Source organism: Actinoallomurus rhizosphaericola, from assembly GCF_024055675.1.
Lineage (GTDB): Bacteria > Actinomycetota > Actinomycetes > Streptosporangiales > Streptosporangiaceae > Actinoallomurus > Actinoallomurus soli.
The window spans coordinates 91,526-108,010 of record NZ_JAMXMW010000019.1; the positions used below are offsets into that span (position 1 = coordinate 91,526).

The 16,485-nt window shown below is 73.2% G+C and carries 15 protein-coding genes; 5 read left to right on the plus strand and 10 right to left on the minus strand.

Annotation, left to right across the window (positions count from 1 at the left end; genetic code table 11):
• Positions 1–146 precede the first annotated feature (146 nt).
• The gene (locus tag NE234_RS33905; protein WP_252784978.1) at positions 147–995 is read left to right on the plus strand and encodes a hypothetical protein; all 849 of its coding nucleotides are present in this window, start codon (positions 147–149) and stop codon (positions 993–995) included.
• Between the two features lie 200 nt (positions 996–1,195).
• Here the strand turns inward: NE234_RS33905 and NE234_RS33910 are convergent, their stop codons facing one another.
• Positions 1,196–2,482 (minus strand): nucleotide sugar dehydrogenase, encoded by a 1,287-nt coding sequence (locus NE234_RS33910; RefSeq protein ID WP_252784979.1) that lies wholly within the window; start codon positions 2,480–2,482, stop codon positions 1,196–1,198.
• A 154-nt stretch (positions 2,483–2,636) separates the two neighbouring features.
• Between NE234_RS33910 and NE234_RS33915 the strand changes: the two genes are divergently transcribed.
• Positions 2,637–3,605 (plus strand): ribonuclease Z, encoded by a 969-nt coding sequence (locus NE234_RS33915; RefSeq protein WP_252784980.1) that lies wholly within the window; start codon positions 2,637–2,639, stop codon positions 3,603–3,605.
• 114 nt (positions 3,606–3,719) lie between these two features.
• Here the strand turns inward: NE234_RS33915 and NE234_RS33920 are convergent, their stop codons facing one another.
• From NE234_RS33920 to NE234_RS33940, 5 genes are all read right to left on the minus strand, one after another.
• A complete protein-coding gene (locus tag NE234_RS33920) occupies positions 3,720–4,676 on the minus strand; it encodes an NAD-dependent epimerase/dehydratase family protein (RefSeq protein ID WP_252784981.1) in 957 nt (318 codons plus the stop codon).
• Positions 4,673–5,830 carry a glycosyltransferase gene (locus tag NE234_RS33925; protein WP_252784982.1) on the minus strand — a complete coding sequence of 386 codons (1,158 nt, stop codon included), beginning with the start codon at positions 5,828–5,830 and terminating at the stop codon, positions 4,673–4,675. Before NE234_RS33925 ends, NE234_RS33920 begins: the two co-directional genes overlap by 4 nt.
• Positions 5,831–6,000: 170 nt before the next feature.
• Positions 6,001–6,603 carry an arsenate reductase/protein-tyrosine-phosphatase family protein gene (locus NE234_RS33930; RefSeq protein ID WP_252784983.1) on the minus strand — a complete coding sequence of 201 codons (603 nt, stop codon included), beginning with the start codon at positions 6,601–6,603 and terminating at the stop codon, positions 6,001–6,003.
• Entirely contained in the window at positions 6,600–7,604 is a 1,005-nt protein-coding gene (locus NE234_RS33935; protein WP_252784984.1) for an endonuclease/exonuclease/phosphatase family protein, read from the minus strand. The genes NE234_RS33930 and NE234_RS33935 overlap by 4 nt, the downstream gene beginning before the upstream one ends.
• Positions 7,605–7,732: 128 nt before the next feature.
• Entirely contained in the window at positions 7,733–8,731 is a 999-nt protein-coding gene (locus NE234_RS33940) for an LCP family protein (RefSeq protein WP_252784985.1), read from the minus strand.
• 248 nt (positions 8,732–8,979) lie between these two features.
• Here NE234_RS33940 and NE234_RS33945 point away from each other — a divergent pair, with 248 nt between their 5' ends.
• On the plus strand, positions 8,980–10,416 hold the full coding sequence (locus NE234_RS33945; protein WP_252784986.1) for an O-antigen ligase family protein: 1,437 nt from the start codon (positions 8,980–8,982) through the stop codon (positions 10,414–10,416).
• Complete coding sequence (locus tag NE234_RS33950; protein ID WP_252784987.1) at positions 10,403–11,239, plus strand: class I SAM-dependent methyltransferase; 837 nt, start codon at positions 10,403–10,405, stop codon at positions 11,237–11,239. The genes NE234_RS33945 and NE234_RS33950 overlap by 14 nt, the downstream gene beginning before the upstream one ends.
• On the opposite strand, the gene NE234_RS33955 is transcribed toward NE234_RS33950, so the two are convergent.
• Positions 11,236–12,426, minus strand: a complete 1,191-nt coding sequence (locus NE234_RS33955) for a glycosyltransferase (protein WP_252784988.1) — start codon at positions 12,424–12,426, stop codon at positions 11,236–11,238. The two genes, NE234_RS33950 and NE234_RS33955, sit on opposite strands and share 4 nt — an antisense overlap.
• A gap of 272 nt (positions 12,427–12,698) precedes the next feature.
• Between NE234_RS33955 and NE234_RS33960 the strand changes: the two genes are divergently transcribed.
• Positions 12,699–13,973 (plus strand): MATE family efflux transporter, encoded by a 1,275-nt coding sequence (locus NE234_RS33960; protein WP_252784989.1) that lies wholly within the window; start codon positions 12,699–12,701, stop codon positions 13,971–13,973.
• On the opposite strand, the gene NE234_RS33965 is transcribed toward NE234_RS33960, so the two are convergent.
• From NE234_RS33965 to NE234_RS33975, 3 genes are all read right to left on the minus strand, one after another.
• Positions 13,922–14,875 (minus strand): glycosyltransferase family 2 protein, encoded by a 954-nt coding sequence (locus NE234_RS33965; RefSeq protein ID WP_252784990.1) that lies wholly within the window; start codon positions 14,873–14,875, stop codon positions 13,922–13,924. The two genes, NE234_RS33960 and NE234_RS33965, sit on opposite strands and share 52 nt — an antisense overlap.
• A 74-nt stretch (positions 14,876–14,949) precedes the next feature.
• Positions 14,950–15,897 (minus strand): glycosyltransferase family 2 protein, encoded by a 948-nt coding sequence (locus tag NE234_RS33970; RefSeq protein ID WP_252784991.1) that lies wholly within the window; start codon positions 15,895–15,897, stop codon positions 14,950–14,952.
• Between the two features lie 144 nt (positions 15,898–16,041).
• Positions 16,042–16,458, minus strand: a complete 417-nt coding sequence (locus tag NE234_RS33975) for a GtrA family protein (protein ID WP_252784992.1) — start codon at positions 16,456–16,458, stop codon at positions 16,042–16,044.
• Positions 16,459–16,485 lie beyond the last annotated feature (27 nt).

Genomic DNA, 16,485 nt, shown 5'->3' on the forward strand with positions numbered 1-16,485 from the left:
ACGCTTTCCGAAATGCCCTTCATCCTGCCGGAAGTGCGTGCGGGATTGCTCGATCATTAACCCGGCATATGTCCCGGTGGACGGTGAGACGGGTATCGCTATCTCGTCCGCTGCATTGACGCACGAAAAGCCAGATACTCGACAGGATGAAGGTGTCGAAATTGACATACTGCAGAAAAGAACGGCCGGCTGAAGCCACGATCAGACTGCGCCCGCTGGCTCTGGCCGCCGTCATGACGTTCAGCGGTCTCGCGATCGCCGCGGCCTCGGCCGTGCCGGCGGGGGCGGCGCAGGCGGCACCCGCGGAGCTCACCGGCGTCGGTTCTTACTGCGAGGGCGTGCCGTCCGCGTACTCGAGCGACTGCACGGACAGTCTCCAGCGGTTCCTTCCTCCCGGCACCGACGGTCCCGACGAGGACAGCAGGCCCAGCCCGGATGACATCGACGTGTCGAACAACCCGCACGTCATTCACAGCGAAACCGGGGGCTTCGCCAAGGGCCCGCGTCGGCATCACCGCCTGCGGAGAGGGGCGGGAATGAGGGGCCTGCCGGGGCGGCCGGCCCACCAGCGTCCGCACGGAGCCGAGCAGGCGCAACCCGCCGAACGGCCGCAGCGCGCCGAAATGCCGCAGCGCGCCGACGCGGCGCAGCCCCAGGACTCACGGCAGGCCGGCGCGGCGTCGGTTCGGCCGCAGGCGGCGCCCGCGCAGGATTCGCAGGCGGTGCCCGCTCAGGATTCGCAGGCGGCGCCCGCTCAGGATCCGCAGCAGACCACCAACGCCGCGCCCGTCGAGGACCGGCAGCAGCCCAACGGCGTGGTGTCGGTTCAGGACCCGGGGCAGGCCAATGGCGCGGCGCCCGCTCAGGAGCCGCAGCGGGGCGGCGCGCAGAACGCCAAGCCTCCGGTGATCCGCGTCCAGGTTCGCCGGGTGGGCGGCGGGCACGCGCGCCATGGGCACCACATGCACCATCACTTCTCGCCGCGTTACGCGTGACCGACGACCGATCCTGCGACGACCTCCTCACCGGCGGGTGCCGACGTACGGCGCGGCACCCGCCGCCGCGTTCCGTGACGCGGTCTCGTGAGGTCGTTCCGTGCGGCCGTACCCTGCGACGCCGACCGTCGTGAGGTCGCGCCATGCCCTGTGACGCCGCACGCCGTGCCGTAGTGACGCCGTGACCGCTCGGCGGCAGGTCAGAGCCGCTCGATGTTGTCCGACACCGGCAGCACGCCGCGGGTGTCCAGCAGGAGACGGGCGCGGGCGCCGAGCAGGTTCAGGTCGAACGCGCGATGAGGCTGCAGGAGGATCGCCAGGTCGGCCGTTCGCAACGCCGTGGCGAGGTCGTCGGTACGAGCGACGTCGACGCCCTCGACCGTCCAGTCGTCCACCAGCGGGTCGACGTACCGGACCTTCGCGCCGGACGCGTGCAGGCGGCGGGCGAGCGGCCGGGCCGGCGACTCCCGGTCGTCTCCGACGTCGGGCTTGTAGGTGACGCCGAGCAGTACGATCGTCGCGCCGTTGACGCAGCGCCCGTAGCGGTGCAGCAGCCGGGCGGCGCGCTCGGCGACGTACGCGGGCATCCGATCGTTGATCTGCTGCGCGAGCTCGGCGAACTGGAACCGGTAGCCGAGCCGCCGCACCCGGTGCGACAGGTAGCTCGGGTCGATCGGGATGCAGTGCCCGCCGACGCCGGGGCCCGGCCGGAACGCCTCGTAGCCGAACGGCTTTGTGGCCGCCGCGGAGATGGCCTCCCAGACGTCGATGCCGAGCTCGTCGCAGAACATCGCGATCTCGTTGACCAGACCGATGTTGACCTGCCGGTAGGTGTTCTCCAGCAGCTTGGTCATCTCGGCCTCGCGCGTGCCGCGTACGGGCACGACCCGCTCGACGAACTTGCCGTAGAACGACACCGCCCGGTCCAGGCAGTCGGGCGTGAGCCCGCCGACCACCTTCGGGGTGTTGCGCAGGCCGAAGACCGGATTGCCCGGGTCGATGCGCTCCGGCGAGTAGGCCAGGTGGAAGTCGATGCCGGCGCTCAGCCCGCTCTTCTCCAGCAGCGGCCGTACGACCTCCTCCGTCGTTCCCGGCCAGGTGGTCGACTCCAGGACGACCAGGGTGCCGGGCCGCAACCGTCCGGCGATCATCTCGGCCGCGCCTTTGACGGCGCGGAGATCGGGCAGCCGGTCCCGGTCGAGGGGAGTGGGGACACAGATGATCATCGTGTCGGCCCCGGCCAGCACGCGGGGGTCGGTGGTCGCGTGGAAGCCGTGGGCGATCAGGCTCGCGACGTCCCCGTCGGAGAGGTCGTCGATGTGGGAGACGCCCGCGTTCAGGCCGTCGACGCGACGCTGGTCGACGTCGAGACCGACGACGCGCATCCCGCCGCGCGCCACCTCACGGACGAGCGGCATCCCGACGTAGCCGAGCCCGATCACGGCGAGGTCCCATTCGACCGCTCGGTCGTCTCGTGGCTGGTCCATCCCACCTCACCGCGGTCGTCACCTTGAGTCAACGCTCGAATGCTAAGCGCGACGACCTGCCGCGTCGGTGATCGACACGCTCACCGCCCGTCACCTGCCCTGAGCCCGTGGTCCGGCCGTGCGCCCGCGGTCCGGCCGGGAGCATGATGGGACCATGTCGACCCGCGATCTCGTCGTTCTCGGCACGGCCAGCGCAGTGCCGACCCGGGCCCGGAACCACAACGGCTACCTGTTGCGGTGGGACGGGCACGGCATCCTCTTCGATCCGGGGGAGGGCACGCAGCGGCAGATGCTGCACGCCGACGTGAGCGCGAACGACATCACCTGCCTCTGCCTCAGCCACTTCCACGGCGACCACTGCCTCGGCGTGCCCGGCGTGGTCCAGCGCATCGCACGGGACGGCGTCGCGCACCGCGTCCGCGCGGTCTTCCCCGCGAGCGGCGCCGAGTACTGGCGGCGGCTCCGGCACGCGGCGGTCTTCGCCGACACCGACGTCATCGACGAGGAGCCCATCGCCGGCGGCGAGGTCCGGATCGAGCTTCCCGGGGCGCCGTTCACGCTCACCGCGCGCCGCCTGTCGCACAAGGTCGAGTCGTACGGCTACCGGCTGGAGGAGCCTGACGGCTGCACCATGCTGCCCGAGCGGCTGGCCGCCCATGGTGTGACCGGGCCGCTCGTCGGCGCCCTGCAGCGCGAGGGGACGGTGGTCACGCCGAGCGGGTGTACGGTCACCCTCGACGAGTGCGCCGTCCCGCGGCCCGGGCAGAAGGCGGCGTTCGTCATGGACACCCGCCTCTGCGACGCGATCGCACCGCTCGCCGCGGGCGCCGACCTCCTCGTCATCGAGTCGACGTTCCTCGACGCGGACGCCCGCCTGGCGGACGAGTACGGGCACCTGACCGCGGCCCAGGCGGGCAAGGTCGCCGCGGAGGCGGGCGTCCGCCGTCTCGTCCTGACGCACTTCTCCGAGCGGTACGCCGCCGCGGACCAGCCGAGGTTCGCCGAGGAGGCGGCCGCCGCGTTCGACGGCGACATCGTCCTCGCGCGCGACCTCGACCGGGTCCCGCTGCCGCCCCGCCGCCGGCTCGCGCCCGCGTCGGCCCCGGCGACGGATCCCGCCTGATCGTCGCGAGGAGCGGCCCCCGCGCGGAACGTCGGGAAAACCCTCTCCGCCTGAACGCCGCGCCGCGTCCGCGCTGCGCGTGCGGCCCCTGCGCGTCGGCGTGCGGCCGGCGCGTCAGTGGGCGGCCGGGTCCTGCGCGTACGCCGGACGGCCGCGGAACCACGCGACCGTCCGTTCGAGCCCGGTGTCCAGCGGCACCGCCTCGACGCCGGGGAAGAGGCGGCGCAGCCGGCGGTCGGCGGCCTGGGAGTCGCGGACGTCGCCGGGGCGCGGCGGAGCGTGCACCAGGTCCACCGGCCGGTCGAGCACGGCGGACAGCCGCCGCGTGAGTTCGAGGATCGACACGCGCGTGCCGAACGCCAGGTTGACCGGCCGCACGCTGGTCACCCCGCGCAGGACCGCGTCGGCGAGCACCGCCACGACGGTGCCGACGTACGTGAAGTCGCGGGTCTGCAGACCGTCGCCGTGCACGGTCAGCGGCTCACCGCGTAATGCCGCGTCGATGAAGGTGGGCACCACCGCCGCGTACGCGTGGTCCGCCGGCTGCAGGGGCCCGTACACGTTGAAGAAACGGAGGGCCAGGACCGGGAGGCCGAAGCTGGCGCCGTACGCCAGGACGTACGCCTCGGCGGCGAGCTTGCTGGCCCCGTAGGGGCTGAGCGGTCGCGTGGGCAGGTCCTCGTGCTTGGGCAGGTCCGGTACACCGCCGTACACCGAGGAGGACGAGGCGGCGACCACGTGCAGGGAGCGCCGGCGGCACGCCTCGAGGACGAGGAGCGTGCCGGTGGCGTTGGCGGCGTGGCTCGCCACCGGGGCCGCCAGCGAGCGCGGGATCGACGGGCGCGCGGCGAGGTGCACGACCGCGTCCGCGCCGGCCAGGACCTCCGACATGAGCCCCTGATCCAGGATGCTGCCCTCGACGAGCTCCGCCCCGGAACCGTCGAGGTTCTCGGCACGGCCGGTGCTGAGATCGTCCAGGGCGACGACCTCGTCGACGCCCGGTCGCGCCGTGAGCTCCCGGCACAGGTTCGCGCCGATGAAGCCGGCGCCGCCCGTGACCACGACCCTCACCGGACGGCCCTGTCGTCCTGGGACGACCACCGGTCGTCCCGCGCCTCGGCGAGCGACGCGTAGATCCCGGCGATGTCCGACACCAGCCTGCGCGGGCCGAAGCGCGCCGTCGTCCATGCCCGGGCCTCGTCGCCCATCTTGCGCCGCAGCGGCTCGTCCCGGAGCAACCGCACGACGTGGCGGGTGAGCTCGTGGGAGTCGCACCGGGCCAGCAGGCCCGTCTCGCCGTCCCGCACCACTTCGGCGACGCTCCCGACCCGCGTCGCGACGCAGGGCAGCCCGGCCAGTCCCGCCTCGATGAGCGAGACCGGCATCCCCTCGTTGTCGGACGTCAGGATCACCAGGTCGGCCGCCGCGTACACGGTCTCGACGTCCGCGCGCCAGCCCAGCACCGTGAACATGCCGTGGAAGGTCCTGGCGGCGGCCTCCGTCGCCGGCGTGGCGTCACCGCCTCCGGCGACGACGAACCGGACGGCCGGGTCCAGACGGCGCACCTGACGGGCCACGGCCACCAGCCGGTCCGGACGCTTGATCCTCGTCAGCCGGCCGACGTACGCCACGACCGGGCCGTCATCGGGGATGCCCAGCGCGCGCCGGGCCTCGGCGCGCCCGGGGAGCGGGCCGAGCGAGGTGCCGGGCGCCACCACCGCGTACTGTTCGGGACGGCCGATCCCGGCGGCGATGAGCTCGTCCCGCACCTGGGACCCGACGGCGACGAGCCGGTCCGTCATCGCGGCCGCGGTCCGCTCGGCCGTCACCACGAGCCGGGTCTTGGCGGGTGAGAAATAGCCGTGCAGCAGATGACCGTGGTAGGTGTGCACCCGCGCGGGAACGCGCGTCAGCGCCGCGGCGGTCCGGCCCAGCAGACCGGCCTTGGCGGTGTGGGTGTGCACGATGTGCGGCCGGTACCCGCGCATCTCGGCGACCAGCGCCGCGATGGCGCGGGCGTCGTCGCCCGGCCGGACCGTGCGCCCGAGGGCCGGTATCCGGTGCGGAACGACGCCGTCGCCGCGAAGGTCCAGATAGTCCGCCTCGCCCGATTCGACGGTCCCCGTGTAGAGGCGCTGGTCGAAGAGCCCGGCGTCCAGGCCGCGCATCAGCTCCACCGCCTGAAGAGCCGGGCCGCCGACGTTCATCCGGGTGATGACCCGCATTACTCTGATCCGACTGTCGGCCACCACGCCCCCCGCACCGAGAACTGATTACACAGATACATGTCCGTCGCCGGTCTCCCGAACATCCGGCTTCGCTAAAGAAAGCGGAATGGACGCCGTGCGCCACCCCGTGGAAGCGGCGGAACGGACACTCACCGCCTGGCCCGGGCTCACACCGGCGCGGACAGGATGGATCGGAGCGGCAGGTGAAGAGCGCCGTCGATCGTCGTCGCGCACGCGCGGTAGTCCTCATCCGTACGCCGATGGGGATCGGCGATGTCATCGGCGCCGGGCGCGCCGGGTGGCGTCATGCCGCGCATCAGCACCGCTTCGCGGACCAGCGACACGGCCCGGGACACGGCGCACGCGCCGATGACCCGGCCCGGATCGACGCGGCCGGCGAGCCGCGCGAACTCCAGGATCGTGAACGTCCTGGCATGAGCCTCCGGGCAGAGCGCGACCACGTCCTCCAGATGCCGGCGCTCCGCGGTGAGGACCAGGTCGGCCGTCGCCACCAGGGCGGTGGTGACCGTACGGGCGGAGAAGCCCGCCGGCCGGACGCCGAGGGAGCGGAGCAGCGCCTCGGCGCGCGGATCCATCGCGGCCCCGTCGTGACCGTGCGTTCCGGCGCTGCTCACGAGGAGACACCGGTCCGCGGGCGGACCGGCGGCGCGAATCCTGCGGCGGGTGAGCTCGGCGGCGATCGGCGACCTGCAGATGTTCGCCGTGCAGACGAACAGCAGGTGGAACCGGTCCGGGTTCGTCGCGGTCACGGCAGCCGCACCTGTGCCAGGACGGCCCGGTGGTCGCTGCGCGGCAGGCCGTACACGGCGACCCGCCGGACCGCGCAGCGGGCGTCGACCAGGATGTGATCCAGCGTGATCGGCGGAGTCCACCACGCCTTCCGGAAGGTCGGGATGAGCCCGGCGCCGGTCCGGTCGGCCGCGTCGGCGTATCCCTCTCCGAGCAGGCCGCGCAGCGGCGCGTGGTCCAGCGTGGAGTTGAAGTCGCCGGCCAGGATCCGCACGACTCCGCGGCGGGCGGCGGCGGGGACCAGGACCAGCCCGCGACGCCACTGCCCGACTCCGGCCGGGCTCATGGGACGGGCCAGATGCACGCCGAACAGGTCCACCCGGCGCCCGCCGGGCAGCCGCATCTCGGCGTGCGGCATCGCGAGCCCGATCTCGGCCACCCGGAAGGTCGGCAGCGCGCGCAGCGGGTAGCGGGCGTACAGCCCCGACCCCTGCGCGCCCGCCATCGGCATGGTGACCCGGTACGGCAGCAATCTCGCCAGTCCGGCCCGGTCGAGCCCGGCGCCCGCCTGGTCGGTGAACTCCTGCACGCTGAGGACGTCCGCCCCGGTGCGGCGTACGAGACCGACGAGCGTGTGCGGATCCGCCCGGCCGAGCCGGAGGTTGGCGGTCAGCACCCGCAGCGACGGCCCGTCGGCCGCGGGCCCGGAGTCGCCGATCGCCCGGGGTGCCACCGCGACGGCGAACGCCCCGGCGATCACCGCCGTCACGCCCAGCATCCGCCAGCGCCGGGCCGCCAGGGCGTAGATCACCGGCACGGCGGTGAACGCGGCGGCGTACGGAGTGAAGGCGAGCACGGGCACCAGCAGCCCGGCGAGGAAGGGGATCCGGTCGGCCCCGGTCAGGCGCGCCAGCGCCCAGATCGCCAGGGTGACGACCGTCCACCGCGCCAGCACGCGCGTTACCTCGCGGGTGCGCGTTCGCGGCGTCGTGTCGGCCGGGGGCGCCGTCGCCGTTCTCAAGGATTCCCACCTCTTCCGACTTCGGTCGCGGCTGTCCGGCGACGTCACGTCACTGCTTCGTCGCGGAGAGTAGCAGAGGCCGGTGGCGATCACGCGCATGGCCGCGCACGTCGGCGGAGCGAGCGGGGTCAGCGGTCCGGGCAGCGAGGGTCCGGGCAGTCGGTCACCAGCGCCCTGGCGATCTCCTTGACCTCCGCCTGGTCCAGTGCGACGACCCGGCCGACGCCGGGCACCGATCCGCGGCTCACGGCCGAGATCGTGGTGGGCCGCAGCCCGCCCGTTTCGCGCAGGGTGAGCGCCAAGCGGATGAGGTCGTGCAGATGAGCGCCCTCGTCGATCGTGACGGCTCCGACGCCGTGCAGCAGCATCGGAACGGCGCGCAACGGGTTGAGGGCCACCCGCACTCCGGTCATCTCGCGGATCAGTGCCGTGACCAGCCGGCGCTGACGTTCGGCGTGTTCGACGTCGCCGCAGGGGCATGCCGCGGTGCGCAGGTACGCGAGAGCCCGCGCGCCGGAGAGGCGAGGGCAGGCCGCCGACGGGCCAGGGGCGCCGGCCCGTGCCGTCGTGCCGGCCCGTGCCGTCGTGCCGGTCCGTGCCGCCGCGCCGGCCTGTCCCGCCATGCCGGCCGGCGCCGGCGTGGCCGTGGCCGCCACGGGCGGGCGCGCGCAGACGCGGACCCCGCCGGCCAGGTCCACCATGCGCGCGAGACCGGTCAGGCCGATCTCCGCGTAGCGTTCGACGCCGACGTGTGTGATCGACTCGGTCGTCCGCACCAGCAGTCTGGGGCCGCCCCAGGCGAACGCGGCGCGGAGCGAGCCGGCGCCGTGCCCGGCCACCGGGGCGTAGGCGTCGGGCGGCAGGTCGACCAGCGTGGGTCTCCCTCTCGACGGCAGGTGCAGCAGAATGACGGTGTCGACCCGGCGCCGCCCCGCGCCGGGCCTCTCCGGTCCCGCCGGCGTCCGAGGTCCGTCACCGCGGCGCTCGTCGTACAGGACGATCAGCCAGTCCTGCCCCAGCCCCCACGTGGGACGGCCGGGGTAGTCCCCGATCGCGTCGACCCGGTGCGGACCCGTCTCGCCGAGGGCGCAACAGCCGACCAGCGCCACGAGGAGGACGTCGAGCACGGCGAACGGCCACCGCCCCCGGCCGTACGGGCGCCGGTGCGGCGACCACCACCTTCGCCGGGAATCCGGTGCGGCGTCCCCCCGCCCGCCGGACGCGCCGCGAGATGCGTCTTCCATGGTCCCCCCGGATGTCGGCTGCCGGATCGACGTCTACTCCTGCTACGTTCCGTAGTTATATACGTTCGCAGCGTGCGGGATCGCCATCCGAAACCGGGCGATTTCCTCTACCTCGGACAGGAGGGACCGGCGTGGGGGTGTTCCGGCGCCGCACCGATGGCGGAGGCTCCCATGACAGGTCGTCGCCCGGTCCGGGCCGTCCGGTGATCGTCGCCGGCGGCGCACGGGACGTCCGGCCACCGCCGGTCGCCGGCCTGCGGGACCTGGTGCGGCCCGCGACGGTGGTGCTTCTGCTCGTGCCGGTGAGCATGCTCGGCGCGACGTCCACTGGCGGCCGGTTCACCGTGGTGGCCGCGACCGCCGCGCTGATGCCGGTGGTCGCCACCCTGCTCGCCGTCGGGGTCCTGCCGTTCCGGCTCTCGTACCTGTGGCTCGCGCTCTTCGCCGGCCTGCTCCTCGTGAGCTTCTTCCGCCCCGTCATGACGACACGGGTGGCGCCGCCGGCGCGCCCGCGGCTCGCCGACCACCTGGACGTCCTCCGCGGCGCGGCTCCGCTCCAGCTGAGCCGTCTCGCCGACCTGGCCGGACTGCTGTGCGGGCTGGCGCTGACGGGTCTCCTCATCGCCTCGAGGCCGCATCCCCGGCAGGTCGCCCGCGCCATCGCGCTGTCCGGTACGGCCGCCGCCGCGTACGTGCTCGTCCGCGGCCAGTTCGTGCACGCGCGGCTCGCGGGGCTCGGCTGCAACCCGAACTATCTCGGCTGCCTGCTCGCGGCGCCCCTGGTGACCGCGGCCGGGCTGACGCGCTACACCCGGAACCCGAGATGGCTCCTTCCCGCGGCGCTGTGCGGCCTCGCGTTGCTGCAGACCCACTCCCGGAGCGCGTTCCTGGCGGCGGCCGTCGGCGTCACCTGCGCCGTGTTCCTCGACCGTTCGTGGCGGGCCCATGCCCTTCTCGCCGCGGGGCTCGCGGCGGGGGCGGGCGTTGCGGCGGCGACCGGGATGCTCGGCCGGCTGTCCCGGCACCTCGCGAACCTCGGGGCCGCCGACCGTACGGCCACGGACCTCCACGCGAGCAACGGACAGCGCGCCCAGGTCGCGGAACTCGCCGCGCGGGTCATCGCCGACCACCCGTTCCGTGGGATCGGGTACGCGCTGTTCCCCGCCTACGCGCAGCGGTCTCCCGGATTCGCCGTGTACCTCGGCACTCACGACGAGTACCTGCGGCTGGCCGCCGAGGCGGGCGTACCGGCCCTGCTGGTCTTCCTCGTCATCTTCGGCCTGGGCGTCCTCCGCCGGAGACCCGGCGAACTGGCGATGCCGCAGGCCGTCCTGCTGACTTACGTGGTGCTGCTCCTGTTCGCCAACCCGCTGGCGAATCCCGTGGTCGGCGTCGCGTTCTGGGGAGCGCTCGGGTGCCTGCTGGCCTGGCGGCCCCGCCGGGCGCCGGGTCCGTCGCGGCCCTCGATCGCGGTTCGCCTCGGCAGGTCCGGTGACGGGCGCGGCGGCGCGCCGGCGCCCGGACCGGCCTCGTCCAGGCAGGAGGCCGGATCCCATGCCCGGCACTGAGACGGAGGGCCGCCGGCCCGACCGGTTCGCGTTCGGCCGGAACTGGCGCTCCTTCGCGACGCTCGTCGACGACGGGAGGATCGAGGCCGCAGGCGCGTCGCTGGCCGGCGCACTCGGACGCGCCGATCTGACGGGGTGCGCCTTCCTCGACGTGGGATGCGGCAGCGGGCTGTTCTCCCTCGCGGCCCACCGACTCGGGGCACGGGTCCGCTCGTTCGACGTCGACCCGGACTCGGTGGTGGCGGCGGCCGCGCTGCGGGACCGGTTCGCCCCGGGGAGTGACTGGCCGATCGAAGAGGGGTCGATCCTCGACGAGCGCTTCACCGGGCGGCTCGGCACGTACGACGTCGTCTACGCCTGGGGGGTCCTGCACCACACCGGCGACCTGTGGGGTGCGATCGACGCGGCGTCCCGCCTGGTCGCCTCGGGCGGTCTGCTCTATCTGTCCGTGTACAACGACCAGGGGCGGCAGAGCCGGGTGTGGTGGCGGGTCAAGCGCCGCTACACCAGGTCGGGGCCGCTGATGCGCGGAGTCCTCCTGGCCGCCGGCGCCGCCTACCTCGCCCGGCGCCTCCCCCTGCGGATGCTCGGGAGGGCCGTCCGCCTGGACGCGCCGTCCCGGGCCGTACGGACGCGGGCACGGGGCATGTCCGCGCGGCACGACCTCGTCGACTGGATCGGCGGATTCCCGTTCGAGGTGGCCAGGCCGGAGGAGGTCTTCGACTTCCTGCGGTCACGCGGCTTCGCGCTGCGCCATCTGAGGACGTGCGGAGGCGGCCTCGGCTGCAACGAGTTCGTCTTCGAACGCCACCGCGGAGGCTAACGGCGTCCCGGGCGTCGCGCACGGTCGAGGAGGTCGCGGTAGAGGCGGACGTGTCGCTCGACCATGGCGTCGGCGCTCAGGTGCGCACGGGACCACGCGCGCGCCTTCGTGGCCAGGTCGGCCGCGAACGCGGGATCGCTCAGCAGCCGTTCGATGCCGTCGGCCAGCGCGTCCGGGCTGGCCGGAGGTACGAGGACGCCCCGGCCGTCGAGCAGTTCGCGGGTGCCGCCGACGTCCGTCGCGACGACCGGGCGCCCCGCGGCCATCGCCTCCATGACGGCGTTGCTCATGCCCTCCTCGAGCGAGGCCAGGACCACGACGTCGGCCCGCGCCAGCAGCCCCCGGATGTCGGTGCGCGTCCCGAGGAATCGGACGTCGATGCCCAGCCGTGCCGCCTGGTCCTCCAGCGCCGCGCGCTCGGGCCCGTCACCGGCCAGTACGAGGGTGCAGGCCGAGCCCCGTGTCCGCAGCAGGGCGACGGCGTCGAGGAGATATCGGTGGCCCTTGTACGGGAGGAGGTTGGCCACGCACAGAATGACGGGCGACATCGTGGTGATGACCGCCGCGGGCGCCGGATCGAAGGCCGGACCGGGCAGGCCGTTGCGGACCACACTGATCTTGTCGCGACGGACGAACCGGTCGCGGAGCGTGTCCTCGGCGACGACCCGGGCGTTCGCCACCAGGTGATCCGTCAGTGAGGTCGCCAGGGCGTCGGCGGCCCACAGGAGCGGGTGCCCGCGCCTGAAGTTCGCCAGGCTCCTGCGCCCGGCCACCAGCACCGGGACGCGGGCCAGCCGGGCGGCCGGAGCGGCGGTCACGTAACTGTGGAAGAGGAACGCGTGCAGCGCCTGTGGCCGGGTCCGGTGCAGGTGGCCGACCAGCCGGACGAACGCGGCGACGTTCGCGGCGGGCATGCGCCATCCGGCCGACCTGCGCCGGAAGCCGAGAGGTTCGACGGGGACGCCGAGAGCGCGGAGCCGCTCCTCCCGGGGGCCGCCCTCGAACATGACGAGGACACGCACGTCGACGCCCCGGGCCCGCAGGCCGGCGGCGAGGAGGACCACCTGCTTCTCGGTGCCTCCGAGGCCGAGCTGGCCGATCAGCAGGGACACCCGCCTGAGCCGGGTCCCGCAGGTGTCACGGGAGGCGACCAGGACCGGGCTCGGAGCATCGTTTCCAGACGTCATCGTCAACTCGCCCGAATCTCACCGGATATCGCGCATTGATTTCAGTGGACCGGCGGACGAGTATACGCAGCCGCCGGTCGAATGCGATGCGGTCACCCGCCTTCTCCGGCTCTGTGTATCGTCCGAATTCGATAAGGCTCCGCCGGACAACAATTTGTCCGATTCTGCACATGCGATGATCACCTCTTAACCGCGGTCGAGGCCGGACTGGCATATACATGAGTCATTCGGCTCCTGACCTGTGACGGCGATGATACGAAGGCGCGGCACCGATGAGCATTGCACCCTTGCGGCGCAGCGGTTGGGTCCTGGCCGACTACGCCGTGTCGGCGGCGACCAACATGCTGCTGACCGTCATGGTGGCGCGACACGTCACCCGTGCCGAATTCGGCGCATTCGCCATTCTGTACGGCTATTACGTCCTCGTCGTGGAGTTGTCGCGAGCGACGTTCAGCGAACCACTGCTCGTCCGCGCCACGGCCGCGGCGGATCCGCGACGGCAACTCGCCGACAGCGCCGGCGCCGCGGCGGTCTTCGGCGGCGTGGCCGCGCTCGTCCTCGTCGCCCTGTCCGTCGTCGTGCGCGGCGGCCTGCCGTCCCCGGTTCTGGTGCTGGCGCTCCTGCTGCCCGGTCTGCTGGTGCAGGACGCGTTGCGCATGGGGTTCGTCGCGATCGGCCGGGGGGCGAGGTCTCTGGCGAACGACCTGTTCTGGGGAACGTCACAGGCCACCGCCCTCGTACTGCTCTTCACCGTCGGCGTCGGCCTGGCGGGGGCGCTGGCGGCCTGGGCGGGGGCCGGGCTGGCCGCGGCGGTGCTCGGCATGGCCCAGGCCCGTGTCGTGCCGCGCTTCACCGCCGTACGCGGATGGATGCGTGACTACGGGAGGCTGGCCCGCCCGTACGCGATCGAGGTCGCCGTCATCGCGACCGCCACCTACGCGGGCACCCTCGCCGTGAGCGTGGTGGCGGGCGTCTCGGCCGTGGGCGCCCTGCGCGCCGGGACCACGCTGCTGGGGCCGGTCGGCCTGGTCTGCGCCGCCGGACGCACGATCGCGATCTCGGAGTGCCGGCGGGTGATCGGCGACTCACCGAACAGGCTGGTTCCGACGATGCTCGTCATCGGAGGGAGCCTGTCGGCGGTCGCCACCTGCTGGGGCCTCGTCATCCTGTCGCTGCCCCCGAGCCTGGGCGTCGCGCTGGTCGGCAGGTCGTGGTCGACCGCACGCGTCGTCCTGCCGCCGCTCGTCCTGGTCCAGCTCATCGGCGCCATCGTGATCGCGATGGGCGGGGCCATGCGGGCGCTCGAGGCGGTCCGGGAGCAGTTCACCCTGCGCGTCCTCAGCGGCGCGATGTCCTTTCTCGGCCCGATGGTCGGGGCGGCCTGCGGCGGGGCCTTCGGCGCGGCCGTCGGCCTGGCCGCGGTCAACGCCTTCGGCTGCGTCGTGACCGTGCTGGTCTTCCGGCGGTTCCGGGCCCGGTCTCGCGCGGCCGGACCTCACTCGTGCGGCGCGCCGGTCCCGGTCGTCGAGCGGGCCGAGGTGTCGTAGAAGCGCCGCGCTTCGAGCGGCTCGGGTGCCTTGACCTCGTTGAGGAGGCGGCCCGTCAGCCCCTCGACGAGCCCGATGACCTGCTGCAGGCACCAGGCGGCGCGGCGACCGCGCCCGGTCAGGAGGAAGTAGACGACGCCGCCCGCCTGACGGCCCAGGATCAGCGCCACCGTGCCCGGCCCGTAGTGCCGGCGGTAGACCCGTCCGGTTCCTCGCGCGTAGTGCCGGCACTTGACCCGGTAGAGGTGGTCCTCCGGAGTGCCGTTGTATCCCGTCTCGTAGACGAGGATCGCCGGGTCGAACAGCACCGTCCACCCTCGCCGCACCCCGCGCAGCAGGAGGTCAAGACCGGCCGTCGACTGCCATGGCGTGGGATTGCCGACGCCCAGGGTCTCATCGAAGCCCCCGACGGATCGCAGGAACTTCGCGCTGAAGAAACAGGAGGCCTCGATGGTGTTCGTCCGCACCGTCGCCTTGTTCAGAACGGTCCGGTGGCCGCCGGCGATCCGGTGGCTGCGGTATCCACCGGGGAAGATGACGGCGCCGGATACGACGCCGATGTGGTCGCCGGTGGCGAAGGCGGCGGCTGCGTTCGCCAGGGCGTCGGGAGCGAGGCGGACGTCGTCGTCGGGGAAGGCGACGATGTCGTAGTCGGGGTCGAGGGCGGCCAGTCCGGTGTTGCGGCCCAGCGAGGCGCCGCGGTCGGAGGTGATGCGGCGTAGGGGGAGTCGGTCGCGGTAGGTGTCGATGACGGTGGCGGTGTCGGTGGTGTGGCTTTGGTCGACGACGATGACCTGGGTGGGGGGCTGGGTTTGGTCGGCCAGTGAGCGCAGGAGCGTGTCCAGGTGGACGGGGCGGCCGATGGTGGCGATCACGCACGCCACGTGTAGCTGTGCGGACATGGCTTGATCATCGCCGTACGGTCTCGCGTGGCGTCGCCGCCTCGACGGTGGCAGGGGCTCTCCGGTGCGAACGGTTACCCGCCCATTGCCCGCTCGGGCGCCTGCGGTGGGCGGGCGTCACGGAAGCGCCGCGCTTCGAGCGGCTCGGGCGCGGCCGCGCCGGGCAGGACACGGCCCGTCAGGCCCTCGACCCGTCCCACGGCGCGCTGCCAGTGCCAGCGGGCCTCGTCGGTGCGTCCCGCGCCCAGGCGCAGCAGGGCGCCGCCGAGTGGGCGGAGCACGGTGCCGAGCCGTCGGCGCAGCCCGTGGTGACGCAGGTGGACCCGTCCGGTGCCGCGGGCGTAGTGGCGTGCCTTCGCCCGGCAGGCCGGCTCGTCGGGCGTGCCCTGGTGCCCTGTCTCGTACACGAGGATCGCCGGGTCGAACAGCACCGTCCACCCTCGCCGCACCCCCCGCAGCAGGAGATCCGTTCCCTCTCCCGACTGCCAGGGGGTGGGGTTGCCGACGCCCAGGGTCTCATCGAACCCGCCGACGGATCGCAGGAACGACGCCCGGACGAGAGTGGCGTTCTCGATGGCGGTCCAGACGGTCCTCTCGTCGAGCACGGTCCGGCGGGTCGGAAGCGCCCGGCGGCCGATCCGGCTGGGCGGGGAGACCAGGGCGCCGGATACGACGCCGATGTGGTCGCCGGTGGCGAAGGCGGCGGCTGCGTTCGCCAGGGCGTCGGGAGCGAGGCGGACGTCGTCGTCGGGGAAGGCGACGATGTCGTAGTCGGGGTCGAGGGCGGCCAGTCCGGTGTTGCGGCCCAGCGAGAGGCCGCGGTCGGAGGTGATGCGGCGTAGGGGGAGTCGGTCGCGGTAGGTGTCGATGACGGTGGCGGTGTCGGTGGTGTGGCTTTGGTCGACGACGATGACCTGGGTGGGGGGCTGGGTTTGGTCGGCCAGTGAGCGCAGGAGCGTGTCCAGGTGGACGGGGCGGCCGATGGTGGCGATCACGCACGCCACGTGTAGCTGTGCGGACATGGCTTGATCATCGCCGTACGGTCTCGCGTGGCGTCGCCGCCTCGACGGTGGCAGGGGCTCTCCGGTGCGAACGGTTACCCGCCCATTGCCGCCTCGCGCGCCGGGTGAGCGGCCGGACGCCCGTCCGCCGTCGGCGCGCCGTGGTCAGCCGTTCCCGCGCGTGGCGAAGACCCAGCCCCGGTTGATGACATAGCTCGTCGGAGGGCTCACCAGGATGAGCAGCGCTTGCGCGACCATGACGGGGATCCCGGCGAGCTCGACGAGGAGCGGCAGGCCGACGAGCGACGTCGCGAGGAATCCGAGGCCGACCGCGTAGAACCGCAGGAATCCTGGCAGCCACGTCCGGCCGGTGACCGGGAAGACGACCCGCCGGTACACCGGATAGACGAGCAGCGCGGTGACGAGATGACTGAACACCGCCAGCAGGAGGTACGGCATGGCCGCACCGAGGACCAGCAGGCCGATCCCGAGGAGGCCGTAGTACACACCGGCCGTGCCGGCGCCCGCCAGCAGATAGGCGACGCGCTGCCCGTGCCGCGTCGCGGGCGTCCCCCGCCGCATGAGTGCGGTCCGCGGCGTACGACGGGG

What these genes read in the sequence shown, in the direction of transcription:
- NE234_RS33965 (WP_252784990.1), bottom strand. Translation starts at nt 14,875, where the DNA reads ATGTCCGCACAGCTACACGTGGCGTGCGTGATCGCCACCATCGGCCGC.
- NE234_RS33910 (WP_252784979.1), bottom strand. Translation starts at nt 2,482, where the DNA reads ATGGACCAGCCACGAGACGACCGAGCGGTCGAATGGGACCTCGCCGTG.
- NE234_RS33905 (WP_252784978.1), top strand. Translation starts at nt 147, where the DNA reads ATGAAGGTGTCGAAATTGACATACTGCAGAAAAGAACGGCCGGCTGAA.
- NE234_RS33955 (WP_252784988.1), bottom strand. Translation starts at nt 12,426, where the DNA reads ATGACGTCTGGAAACGATGCTCCGAGCCCGGTCCTGGTCGCCTCCCGT.
- NE234_RS33950 (WP_252784987.1), top strand. Translation starts at nt 10,403, where the DNA reads ATGCCCGGCACTGAGACGGAGGGCCGCCGGCCCGACCGGTTCGCGTTC.
- NE234_RS33960 (WP_252784989.1), top strand. Translation starts at nt 12,699, where the DNA reads ATGAGCATTGCACCCTTGCGGCGCAGCGGTTGGGTCCTGGCCGACTAC.
- NE234_RS33925 (WP_252784982.1), bottom strand. Translation starts at nt 5,830, where the DNA reads ATGCGGGTCATCACCCGGATGAACGTCGGCGGCCCGGCTCTTCAGGCG.
- NE234_RS33970 (WP_252784991.1), bottom strand. Translation starts at nt 15,897, where the DNA reads ATGTCCGCACAGCTACACGTGGCGTGCGTGATCGCCACCATCGGCCGC.
- NE234_RS33975 (WP_252784992.1), bottom strand. Translation starts at nt 16,458, where the DNA reads ATGCGGCGGGGGACGCCCGCGACGCGGCACGGGCAGCGCGTCGCCTAT.
- NE234_RS33915 (WP_252784980.1), top strand. Translation starts at nt 2,637, where the DNA reads ATGTCGACCCGCGATCTCGTCGTTCTCGGCACGGCCAGCGCAGTGCCG.